The sequence below is a fragment of the Agromyces molybdatiresistens genome (genome assembly GCF_052748445.2).
Genome location: NZ_CM188258.1, coordinates 2,511,108 through 2,522,884, shown reverse-complemented (window position 1 = coordinate 2,522,884; position 11,777 = coordinate 2,511,108). Strand labels below are relative to the sequence as shown.

Below are 11,777 nucleotides of genomic sequence, written 5' to 3'. Positions count from 1 at the left end.
TCAGGCGGCCCGTTCCCATGGTCAGAACGGCCACACCAGCGGAACGTACAGCACCGCGATCACGAGGAACAGCAGCAGCAGGGGGAGTCCCAGCTTCCAGTAGTCGCCGAACCGGTACCCGCCCGGTTCGAGCACCATCGTGTTGGCCGGCGTCGCAACCGGCGTGAGGAACGACGCTGCGCCCGAGACCGACAGCGCCATCATGAACGGCAGCACCGATACCCCGAGGTCGCCGGCCACGACGACGGCGATCGGCGCGACGATGAGCACCGTCGCGGTGTTCGAGATGAGTTGGCCGAGCACCATCGTGAGCACGCACATGGCGAGCAGCGCCGTATACGGTGAGGCGTCGCCGACGAGGTCGAGCAGGGCCTTCGCGATGAGGTCGGCGGTGCCGGTCTCGACGAACGCGGTCGACAGCGGGATCATGCCGCCGACGAGGAGCACGGTGGTCCACGAGACGCTGCGGTAGGCATGCTTCGGTGTCATCACTCCCGAGAGCACCAGCGCGGATGCCGCGAGCAACCCGGCGATCGCCGGCGGCACGATGCCCGTGGCGAGCAGCACCACCATGACCCCGAGGACGACGATCGCACGCTTCGCTCCGGTTCCCAGCGGGACCGAACGTCGCACGTCGGCCGGGGCGTCGACGACGAGCACGTCGCGGCCCTCGGTGTTGCGCTCGAGGAGGTCCCACGGCCCCGAGACGAGCAGGGTGTCGCCCGCGCGGAGCGTGTACTCGCGGCCGCGGAGCGGGTCGCCGCCGCGCTGCACCGCGAGGACCACGAGGTCGCCACTCGGCGTGGTCATTCCCGGGAAGAGGTGGAGGCCGATGAGGTCGGAGCGCGGCGCGACCACGACCTCGGCGACCCCCCGGCGCACGCTCACCAGTTCGGTGCCCTCGGGGATGGCGTACTGCTCGCGCAGCACGCGCGTGCGCGTCGCGAGGTCCTGCGGCAGCGTCGTGGGAACGCGCTCCGGCAGCAGTCGCCGCCCGAACAGGGCCATGACCAGCACGGTGCCCGCGACGAGCGGCACGCCGACCAGCCCGAACTCGAAGAACGCGAACGGCCGGGCCCCGGCATCCGCGGCCGCCTCGCTGACGATGATGTTCACGGGCGTGCCGGTGAGGGCGAGCAGCGCACCGGCGTGAGCGGCGAAGGCGAGCGGCATGAGCATCTGGGACGGCGGGATGCCGGCGCGCGTCGCGACCACGACGACGACCGGGATGAGCGCGGCGACGGCGCCGTTCACGCTGATGAGCGCGGTCACGGCGGCCACGAGCAGGCAGATCACGACGAGGAGCGGGGTGCGCCCGGTGCCCGCACGTCCGACGACCTGCTGGCCGGCCCACGCCGTCACGCCCGTGGAGTCGAGCGCCTCGCTCACGACGAACAGGGTCGCGATGAAGATGACCGTCGGATCGCCGAAGCCGGCGAGCGCCTGGCCGAGTTCGAGCACGCCGGTCGCCCACAGCGCGACCGAGACCCCGATCGCGACGATGCCGAGCGGGATCCGGTTCGACAGGAACGCGACGACGGCGAGCGCGAGGATGACGAGCGTCGTCGCCACGGGGTCCATTGCCACAGGCTAACCCTGCGGCATCCCTTCGCAACGCCCTCGGTTCGGTGCCCTATCGCTGAGCGGCGCGGCGGGTTACTGTCGGATCGACGCCCGGCTCCCCGCGCCGGGCCGGTCCCCGGGGGTGCACATGAGTTCGAGCCCGCAGTCGGCCGGTACCACCCAGCGAGCGGATGCCACGACCTCGGCGTCGTGGCTTCCGCTCATCGTCGTCGTGCTCACGCAGATCCAGGCGTCGTTCGCGGTGAACGCGCTGACGGTGTCGATGGCGCCGATCACGGAGGACCTCGACACGGCCGCGTCGTCGGTCGGCACCGCGATCACGGCGGGCACGTTCTCGATGGCGGCGTTCATCCTGCTCGGCGCGAAGGTCGGCGCCCGCTTCGGCACGCGTCGTGTGTTCCAGCTCGCGGTCGCGATCCACGCGCTCGCGATGGCCGGTGTCGCGCTCGCGCCGACGCCGACGGTGCTGTTCATCGCTCAGGCCTCCTCGGGCGCGGTGATCGCGCTCATCGCCCCCGCCCTCACCGTGTTCATCGCGACGAACTACCACGGCGCGCAGCAGGCGCGGGCGATCGGCCTGCTCGCCGCGGCGATCCCAGCTGCGGGCGTGCTGGCGCTGCTCATCGCCGGCCAGTTCGCGACCACGATCGGCTGGCGGTGGTCGTTCTGGCTCATGGTCGCCCTCGGCGCGGTCAACCTGCTGCTGAGCTTCCGGCTGAAGCCCGTGCCGGCTCAGCCCGGACTCACCATCGACTGGACGGGCGCGCTGCTCGCGGCCGCGTCGATCATCCTGCTGAGCTTCGGGTTCTCGGGGCTCAACACGTGGGGCGTCTGGAACGCGACCGAGCAGGCGCCGTGGAGCGTGCTCGGCGTCTCGCCGGCACCGATCCTCATCGTGCTCGGCCTCGTGGTGGGCCAGGCCTTCTTCCTGTGGCTGCGCCGACGTGGCGCCGCGGGGGCGCCGCGCATCTTCGACCTGCGCGTACTCGCAACGGGCGCCGAGCGCGCGGTCACGGCGTGCATGGCCACGATGCTGTTCGTCGGCACGGCCGCGAACTTCCTCATCCCGCTCTACATGCAGGTCGTGCAGGGCCTGTCGGGCATCGAGACGTCGTTCTCGATCATCCCGTACACCCTGTCGATCTTCCTGTCGTCGACATTCATCGCGGTGCTGTACAGACGGTTCAGCCCCCGTGTGCTCGGCGCGGCCGGCTTCGTGGTGGTCGCGGCGGCGCTCGCATTGCTCGCCTTCACGGTCCGCGGCGAGTGGGGTCAGTGGTTCATCGTCGCCGGGCTCATCCTGCTCGGCCTCGGCCAGGGCTCGATCGTCGCGCTCGTGTTCAACACGCTGCTCTCGGCGGCGCCCAAGCAGCTCGCTGGCGACGTCGGCGCGTGGCGCGGGCTCGTGCACAACCTCTCGGGATCGGTCGGCATCGCCGTGGCGACCGCGTTCGCGGTCGGCGTGCTCGCGACCACGCTCGCCACCTCGGCCGTCGAGAACCCGGAGATCAGCGACGAGCTCATCAGCGAGATCAACTTCGACGACGCCGACTTCCTCACCAACGCCCAGCTCGAGGAGGTCCTCGGCAGCACGTCGGCCAGCGACGCCGAGGTCGCCGCGGCGATCGAGATCAATGAGGACGCCCGCCTGCGCGCCCTGCAGATCTCGCTCCTCGGGCTCGCACTGCTGTCGCTGCTCGCGATCGTGCCGGCGATGCGCATGCCGGACTACCGTGAGGGCGAGCTTCCCGCGAAGCTCGAGCCCGACGACGACGACCCCATCGACGAGGTCGTCGATCCCGACCGACTGGAGGCGCAACCGTGACCCGCAGCCCGCACAAGCTCATCCCGGAGGACTTCTCGCCGGTGCCCTCGCTCGACGCGTTCGATGTGGTCGAGGTGGTGGCCGTCGACGAGTTCGGCGGCGGCACCGGCGGTGCCGGGCTCGACGCGATCGGGGTCATCGTGCACGACGCGGGCCCGCTGCCCGAGGGCGTGGGGCTCGACCGCGAGGCCCTGCAGCGCGCCGGATTCGAGGCGAAGCCCGGCCAGACGCTGCTCATTCCGCAGGCCGGCCGCACGCTCATCGTCGTCGTGGGCGGCGGCCCGGCGCCCGAGGTGACGGATGCCGCGCTCCGCGACGCCGCCGCCGCGTTCGTCCGCGCTGTACCGAAGGCCGCGACCGTGGGGCTGAGGGTGCCGCAGCTCGGCTCAGTCGACGCCGCCGCCGCCGGTCGCGCCCTCGCCGAGGGCGCCGTGCTCGCGCGGTACCGATACGACGCGCTGAAGGGCGAGCCGCGCGAGGCACGGCTGACCCGGGTCGAGCTGCGCATCGACGGCGCCGACCGCGACGCGGCATCCGCCGGTGCCGCCACCGGGCTCGTCGCCGCACGCGCCACCGCGGTCGCGCGCGACCTCGCGAACACGCCGCCGAGCCATCTCACCGCGACCGATATGGCGAACGTGGCCGAGATGCTGGGCGGGCGGTTCGGCTTCCATGTCGAGGTCTACGACAAGGCCCAGCTGGTCGAGCTCGGATGCGGCGGCCTGCTCGGCGTGAATGCGGGCAGTGCCGAGGAGCCGCGCATGATCGTGCTGCGCTACGCCCCCGACGGCGAGCCGACCGGTCACCTCGGCCTCGTCGGCAAGGGCATCATGTACGACTCGGGCGGCATCAGCCTGAAGCCGAGCGACCCGATGCACCTGCTCATGAAGATGGACATGGGTGGCGCTGCGGCCGTGCTCGGCGCGTTCACGGCACTGCGCGAACTCGGCACGACCGCGAAGGTCACCGGCTGGCTGATGTGCACCGACAACATGCCGTCGGGTTCCGCGTACAAGCTCGGCGATGTGCTGACCGCGCGCGGCGGCAGGACCGTCGAGGTCAAGAACACCGACGCCGAAGGTCGCCTCGTGATGATGGACGCGCTCGTGCTCGCGACCGAGGAGGGCGTCGACGCGATCGTCGACATCGCCACGCTGACGGGCGCCGCGCTGCGCGCCCTGGGCGAGACGCACTCGGTCGTGCTCGGCACCAGCCAGCCGCTCGTCGACCGGGTGCGCGACGCGGCCGACAGGACTGACGAGCCGGCGTGGCAGTTCCCGCTCGCGCGGAAGTACCGCAAGCTGCTCGACTCCGATGTCGCCGACATCGCGAACCTCGGCGGCACGAACGCGGGCGCGACGACCGCAGCGCTGTTCCTCGCCGAGTTCGTGGGCGACACCCCGTGGGCGCACCTCGACATCGCCGGCACGATGAACGCCGAGAGCGACGACGCGTGGCGCTCGAAGGGCGCGACGGGCTACGGCGCGCGCATCCTCGCCGAAGTCGCACGCGGATTCACCCCGGTCGGCTGAACGGAGGGGCGCGGGGCGCCGCTCAGCGTGGAGTTCGGGAGGCCGTCCGCTTCCCGAGGTTCTCCGACCACTTCGTGGCACTCCGGATCCGGCAAGATCGAGCCCGAGCGGATGGCGGAACTCGATGAGGACGGACTGCTCGCGCTGCACAGGCGCGTGCGCCGGGCCGCCGTTCTCGCGGATCCACGTGTCGGCGCCCGCAGTCCCGTGGCTCAGCCCTTGGAGCGTTCGAGCGCCGCGACGAGGGCGTCGAGTTGCGGCTTCTCGGTCTCCTCGACGGTGAGCGACATGAAGGAGGCCATCGCGAGCAGGACCTCGTAGTGGCCGGGTCGCCCGCGCTTGGCGGGCTTTCCATAGCCCACCTTCTCAGATACGTCGACGAACGGGCAGGCCCCGATCCGAGGGGACCGGGGCCTGCCGAAGAGATCGGAACGGTGGGCGGGACTACCCCTTCCTGCCGTTGCCGGTGTTCGTCACCGTGAGCTCGTAGCCCGCGTCGAGCGTGTCGAGGTCGCCCGTGGGCAGGTTCGAGACCAGCGTCGCGAAGTCGCGGTTCTTGCCCTTCGCGCACGACGTGTCGAGGCCCGACATGGTGATGTCGTCGCCCTCGAGGCGGTAGACGTGGTTTCCCGCCTCGTCGACGATCTCGTAGTCCGACTCGACGCCGGGGGTGAGGTCGCAGCTCGCGATGACCTGCAGCGTCCAGTTGTTGTCCTGGAGCCCGGTCGTCTCGATCCACTCGCCGTCGGCCGACGAGAGCGTGACGGCCTCGCCGTCGACCGTGACGTCGTCCACGAACCATCCGGTGTCGAGGTACGCGGCGTCGGTCGAGTAGCGGAAGCGCACGTCGGTGGTACCGGCGGGCAGTTCGGCCGAGAGGTGGACGTACTCGGGCTCGTCGACGAAGTACTCGCCGCCCGAGGTGCCGGTGAGGCCGTTGCCCTCGGTGTTGTTGCCGTGCGGGTCGTCGTCGGTCGTGACGACGGCGCCCGAGTCATCCGTCAACGGCACGGTCACCCATTCGCCGCCGACGAGCGCCTCGACGAAGCCGTAGTCCCAGCCCTCCTCGATGAAGTTCCACGACCAGAAGTCGAGGGTCGAGGCCGAGCCGTCCGCCACGTCGACGTCGAGGATGTTGTCGGCCTGGCTCTCGTAGCCGCCGTACCAGTGCGTGTCGCCCGTGTGCGGGGCGATCTGCGTGGTGTCATCGCCGTCGAGCGAGACGTCGACCGTCGGTCCCGGGTTGCGGAACCGCTCGATCTGGATGCCGTACGGCAGGGCGGTGTCGGCCTGGCCGTTCTTCCGACGGTCCCACTTCGCCTCGGGCTGCGCGCCCTGGTTCGAGCCGCGGCCGTCCCAGAACTGGTCGTCGGCGATGTCGATGGTCCAGCTCGTCGACGCCGGGTCGCCGAAGTCGACGGCCTTGATGTCGAAGCGCTCGGAGTCCTCGTCGTCGAGGTACACCGCAACGGCCCAGTCCTCGTAGAGCTCCTCGGCGGTCCGCAGCGAGCCACCGGTGGCCGCGTTGAACTCGTCGATGGCGGCCTGGACGCCGGCCATGCCGTCGCCCTGGTTCTCGAAGATGAGCTTGATCAGCAGGTCGCCGCCCGCACCGTCGTACTCGAGGTCGGGCTCGAAGGTGCCGTCGCCGTTGCCGCCGGCCTGCTCCCAGAGGTACTGGAAGTAGGTGTAGGCGGCGCCGTAGTTCTCGAGGCCGCCCGCCCAGCGCGTGAGCGAGGTCTCGGCGTAGAACACCTGGTGGTACGTCAGGTGCGAACCGCCGACGTCGTAGCCGTTGAGGAACACCGCGAAGTCGGCGAGGCCCTCATCGACCCAGCTGAGCTCGCCGGGGTCGCTGTAGTTGTGCAGCAGGTGCTCGAGCTCGTGGGCGATGACGCCCTCGTAGAGGGTGGCCTGGTCGTTGGCGGGGTCGTCGTCGCGCCACTCCGCGTCATCCGGTCCGACGCGGTTCGCCCAGTCGTACGCGTCGATGACGATCGTGTTCATGCCCGCCGACTCGATGAAGTCGGGTGCGAAATAGCCCGCCGTGTAGCTCGTGACCTCGCAGTCGTAGTACTGCTCGTCCTGCACGTTGTAGACGACCATGACGAGCGAGTCGCTCGCGGGCTCGTCCGGGTCGGCCGCGTCCATGAGGCCGAAGTGCTCCTCGTCGACGGCGACGATCTGGTTCGCGAGCTGGTCGCCCATGTAGTCGATCTGGGCTTGGGTGATCGTGTAGTCGGCGACGTCGGCGTCGGCGCACGGCACGAACTCGTCGTCGGCGGCGGTGTGGTCGAACGCCGGGTCGAGGCTGTCGACGCCGGTGGGCGCGCTGCCGTCGAGCGGTGTGCCCTCGGGCACGTAGATGTAGACCGGGGTGCCGTCGGGGGTCATGCCGGCGTAGACGCGCGTGAAGTCCTGGTCGTAGGTGCCGCCGGCGGCGCTGTCGTTGATCGGCAACGTGATCGTCGGCTCGCCCGGAAGGTTCTCGTGGTCGTCGGCCGAGGCCGGCGCTGCGGTCGCCGCGAGGAGGCTCGCGGCGAGGGCTCCGACGGCGAACGCGCCGAGGGAGCGTCGTGGTGCTCTGCGCACTGGGTTTCCCATCTGTCGTGGCCCCGCCCGAGAGATGGTTCGTCCGTCCGGCGTAGGGACCGATCGTGCGCGCACGGCCGGTCGGGCCGCGCGTCTGGACCCGACCAGCCCACCACTCGAGTGCGATGGAGGATAGATCTTGCCTTCGGCCCCCGGATGGGCTTGACTACGCCCCCTAGGCTGGCTGCATGCAGACGGATGGCGCGCCCCTGGCCGTCGCGGTCGCGCAGTTCGCGCCCGGCGACGACGCCGCCGACAACCTCGCCGAGATCGAACGTCTCGCCGGCGTCGCGGCGTCGCGCGGAGCGCGGCTGGTCGTGTTCCCCGAGTACTCCAGCTTCTTCACTCCCGAGCCCGGTCGGGCGTGGGTGGATGCCGCCCAGCCCGTCCGCGGCCCGTTCACGACGGCGCTCCGAGCGCTCGCCGACCGGCTCGGCGTGCACGTCGTCGCGGGCATGATCGAGCGGCTTCCCGACGAGGCCGACCGCGTCGCGAACACCGTCGTGGCGGTCGCACCGGGGGAGGGGGTCGTCGCCCGGTACCGCAAGCTGCACCTGTACGACGCGTTCGGCCAGCGCGAGAGCGAGTGGGTGGCGCCCGGCGCGATCGCCGAGCCGGAGACGTTCGCCGTCGGCGGCATCCGCTTCGGGCTGCAGACCTGCTACGACGTGCGCTTCCCCGAGGTCTCGCGCCGCATCGTCGATGCGGGCGCCGACGCGATCTGCATGCCGGCCGAGTGGGTTCGCGGGCCGCTCAAGGAGGCGCACTGGCGCACGCTCACGACGGCGCGCGCCATCGAGAACACGGTCTACGTGCTCGCAGCCGACCATGCGCCGCCCGTCGGCGCGGGCAACAGCATGGTCGTCGATCCGATGGGCGTCGAGGTCGCGACGATCGGCGAGCAGACGGATGTCGCGGTCGCCTGGCTCTCGACGGACCGCATCGCCGAGGTGCGGAGACGCAATCCGGCGCTCGCGCTGCGCCGGTTCTCGGTCGTCGTGCGCGACGACGCCTGACCCGGCCGGCCCGCGCGGGTCGCCGGCGCCGCGCGCCCGCGTGACGGATCCGGCGCCGCGCCCGCGTGACGGATCCGGCGCCGCGCGCCCGCGTGACGGATCCGGCGCGCTCAGCGCATCGCGGCGAGCCGCTCGGCCGCCGTCTCGAGCACCTCGCGGCGCTTGCAGAACGCGAACCGCACGAGGCTCCGCACGTCGTCACGCCGTTCCGGGTGGACGAACGCCGTCACCGGCACGCCGACGACCCCCGCGCGGTGGGGGAGCTCGCGGCAGAACGCGTCGCCGTCGCGCGCGCCGAGCGGAGCGGCATCCGCCACCACGAAGTAGCCCGATGCCGGCACCGACGGCGTGAAGCCGGCGCTGGTCAGCCCGGCCACGAGCAGGTCGCGTCGCGCGGCGAGTTCGGCCGCGGCATCCGCGAAGAACCGGTCGGGCAGGTCGAGCCCTGCCGCGATCGCGGGCTGGAACGGGGCGCCGTTGACGAACGTGAGGTACTGCTTGACGGCGAGCACCGCCGTGATGAGGTCGGCCGGGCCGGTGGCCCAGCCGATCTTCCAGCCGGTCGTGTTGAAGGTCTTTCCGCCCGACGAGATCGAGATCGTGCGGTCCCACGCCCCCGGCCGTGTCGCCATGGGCGCGTGCTGCCCGTCGAAGACGAGGTGCTCGTAGACCTCGTCGGTGACGATGAGGGCGTCGTGCCGGTGCGCGAGTTCCACGACGAGGTCGAGCGTCGCCTCGTCGAGCAGCGTGCCGGTCGGATTGTGCGGCGAGTTGACGAGGATGACGCGCGTGCGATCGGTCACCGCGGCGCGAAGGTCGTCGTGGTCGGGCCGCCAGTCGGGGAAGCGCAGGGGCACGGTGCGGTGGATGCCTCCGGCTCGCGCGATCACGGCGCCGTACGCGTCGTACGACGGCTCGAACGTGACCACCTCGTCGCCGTCGTCGACGAACGCCAGCAGCGCGGCCGCGAGCGCCTCGGTCGCGCCGGCGGTCACGAGCACCTCGCGCGCCGGGTCCAGCGAGAGCCCGTACCAGCGGTGCTGGTGCCGCGCGACGGCCTCTCGGAGGACGGGCATGCCGGCCCCGGGCGGGTACTGGTTCACTCCCGTGGCGATCGCCTCGCGGGCGGCGTCGAGCACCTCGCGCGGGCCGTCCTCGTCGGGGAACCCCTGGCCGAGGTTGATCGACCCGGTCGAGACGGCGAGTGCGCTCATCTCGGCGAACACGGTCGGAGCGACGCCGCCGTCGTCGGCGAGCAGCCCCGCGCCGGCGGCGGTCCGCTGCCACGGTGCGAGCGGTCGTGAGGGCATGGCATCCACGCTCACACCGTATGCCACGCTCCGGCGGCTACGCTGTCTCCGGCGCCCGGACGGTTCACGGTGGCGACATAGCTTCGACATAGGAACCGCCGATTCGCCGCACAGCTTGGAGCGGGATGCTGGCATCCGCTGGAAGGAGCGATGATGACCGAGACCAACACCGGTGGGATCGACGAGGCCCCCGAGAACCGCCCCGCGCCGACGGCCGAGGGCGCGGATGCCGCGGCGGACACCGCCCAGGTCGAGACCCCGCGCACCGAGTCGTCCACCGAGCCCACGACCCAGGCGGCCGCGCGGCCCGAGGCCGCGCAGGCCCCGAGTGCGCAGCCCGCCGCTCCTGCCGCAGCGCAGGCGGCGCCGGCTGCGGCACAGCCCGCCGCCTCCGAGCCGGTTGCGCCCGTTGCGACTCCGGCCGCCGCCGCGCCCGCCGCGCCCGCGGCGCCCGCCGCCGAGTCCGCCCCGCGTCCCACGGGGACCGTCTACACCCCGGGCCAGGCGCCCCAGCCGTACGTCGCGGGCGAGTACCGACACGAGCCGGCCGCCGCTCCGGCCCCCGGCCAGACCCAGCCGACGACCCCGCTCACGGGTCCGGCCGCCGCGGCCGCGCACGGCACGCCGCAGGCGGGCGGTTCGGGCACCGTCCCGCCCGCGTTCGGGGGTGCCCCGGCCACCGCGCAGGAGCCCGCGCCCGCCAAGCAGCGTCGTGTCGGGCTCGGCGTCGCGGCGGCGATCGTCGCGGCCGCCCTCATCGGCGGCGCATCGGGCGCCGGCATCACCGCGCTCGTCTCGAACGACGGCGACGGCGTCATCGAGCAGACCTCGAACGGCACCCAGCGCCTCGTCGTCGAGGACGACGGCTCTGTGAACCAGGTCGCGGCGGTCGCCGCGGCCGCCGGGCCGAGCGTGGTCACGATCGAGGTGTCCGGCGGCCAGTCCGGCGGCACCGGCTCCGGCATCATCATCTCGGAGGACGGCTACGTCCTCACCAACACCCACGTCGTGACGCTCGACGGTGCGACCGGCGACCCGTCGATCCAGGTCAAGGCCGAGGACGGCACGCTCTACTCGGCCGAGCTCATCGGGACCGACCCGCTGAGCGACCTCGCCGTGATCAAGCTGGTGGATGCCTCGGGCCTCACCCCGATCGAGTTCGCCGACTCGAGCGAGCTCAACGTGGGGGACACGGCGATCGCGATCGGCGCCCCGCTCGGCCTCTCCGGCACGGTCACGAACGGCATCGTCAGTGCGCTGAACCGCAGCATCGACGTCGAGTCCTCCGCGGCCCCCGAGACGACGCCCGACGGCGGCGAGGGCGACCAGGGCGAGTCGGGCGAGAGCCCGTTCGACTTCTGGAACTTCGACGGCGAGGAGGGCGGCTCCTCGGGCGGGGGCGGCGGCCTGATCTCCATCCCGGTGATCCAGACGGATGCCGCGATCAACCCGGGCAACTCGGGCGGCGCGCTGCTCGACGGCGAGGGCAAGCTGATCGGCGTGAACGTCGCCATCCTCTCCGCCGGCGGCAGCTCGACCGAGGCCGGCAACATCGGCGTCGGCTTCGCGGTGCCCTCGAACCTCGCCGAGCGCATCGCGAGCGAGATCATCGAGAACGGCTCGGCCACGCACGGCCTGCTCGGCGCGACCGTGACCTCGGCGCAGGCGAGCGGTGAGAGCTCGACGGTCGGCGCGCTCATCTCCGAGGTGAGCCCCGGCGGTGCCGCCGAGGCGGCGGGCCTGCAGTCCGGCGACGTGGTGACGGCGCTGAACGGCATCCCGATCACCGACCAGACCGACCTGACCGCGCAGGTGCGCGCCCTCGCGGGCGGCGCCGAGGCCGAGGTGACCTACACGCGCGACGGCGAGTCGAACACCGTGACGGTGACGCTCGGCACCTTCGAGGGCTGAGCGCCGC

The 11,777-nt window shown here is 72.0% G+C and carries 8 protein-coding genes; 4 read left to right on the top strand and 4 right to left on the bottom strand.

The genetic code is table 11. The annotated features are described in order from the left end of the window. Nucleotides 1–21 precede the first annotated feature (21 nt). Entirely contained in the window at nt 22–1,581 is a 1,560-nt protein-coding gene (locus tag ACULK2_RS11615; RefSeq protein ID WP_445967395.1) for an SLC13 family permease, read from the bottom strand. A 130-nt stretch (nt 1,582–1,711) separates the two neighbouring features. Between ACULK2_RS11615 and ACULK2_RS11610 the strand changes: the two genes are divergently transcribed. Together ACULK2_RS11610 and ACULK2_RS11605 are read left to right on the top strand one after the other, a co-directional pair. Next, entirely contained in the window at nt 1,712–3,409 is a 1,698-nt protein-coding gene (locus tag ACULK2_RS11610) for an MFS transporter (protein ID WP_445967394.1), read from the top strand. Further along, complete coding sequence (locus ACULK2_RS11605; RefSeq protein WP_445967393.1) at nt 3,406–4,941, top strand: leucyl aminopeptidase; 1,536 nt, start codon at nt 3,406–3,408, stop codon at nt 4,939–4,941. Before ACULK2_RS11610 ends, ACULK2_RS11605 begins: the two co-directional genes overlap by 4 nt. Before the next feature lie 212 nt (nt 4,942–5,153). On the opposite strand, the gene ACULK2_RS11600 is transcribed toward ACULK2_RS11605, so the two are convergent. Together ACULK2_RS11600 and ACULK2_RS11595 are read right to left on the bottom strand one after the other, a co-directional pair. Then, complete coding sequence (locus tag ACULK2_RS11600; protein ID WP_445967392.1) at nt 5,154–5,303, bottom strand: hypothetical protein; 150 nt, start codon at nt 5,301–5,303, stop codon at nt 5,154–5,156. Between the two features lie 82 nt (nt 5,304–5,385). After that, complete coding sequence (locus ACULK2_RS11595) at nt 5,386–7,533, bottom strand: hypothetical protein (protein WP_445967391.1); 2,148 nt, start codon at nt 7,531–7,533, stop codon at nt 5,386–5,388. A gap of 188 nt (nt 7,534–7,721) precedes the next feature. On the opposite strand from ACULK2_RS11595, the gene ACULK2_RS11590 reads away from it, so the two are divergent. Beyond that, nucleotides 7,722–8,549, top strand: coding sequence for a carbon-nitrogen hydrolase family protein (locus ACULK2_RS11590; RefSeq protein WP_445967390.1), 828 nt, complete (start codon nt 7,722–7,724; stop codon nt 8,547–8,549). Between the two features lie 110 nt (nt 8,550–8,659). Here ACULK2_RS11590 and ACULK2_RS11585 read toward each other — a convergent pair whose 3' ends face one another. Continuing rightward, nucleotides 8,660–9,859, bottom strand: a complete 1,200-nt coding sequence (locus ACULK2_RS11585; RefSeq protein ID WP_445967389.1) for an aminotransferase class I/II-fold pyridoxal phosphate-dependent enzyme — start codon at nt 9,857–9,859, stop codon at nt 8,660–8,662. Nucleotides 9,860–10,012: 153 nt separating this feature from the next. Between ACULK2_RS11585 and ACULK2_RS11580 the strand changes: the two genes are divergently transcribed. Further along, nucleotides 10,013–11,770, top strand: coding sequence for a S1C family serine protease (locus ACULK2_RS11580; protein ID WP_445967388.1), 1,758 nt, complete (start codon nt 10,013–10,015; stop codon nt 11,768–11,770). Nucleotides 11,771–11,777 lie beyond the last annotated feature (7 nt).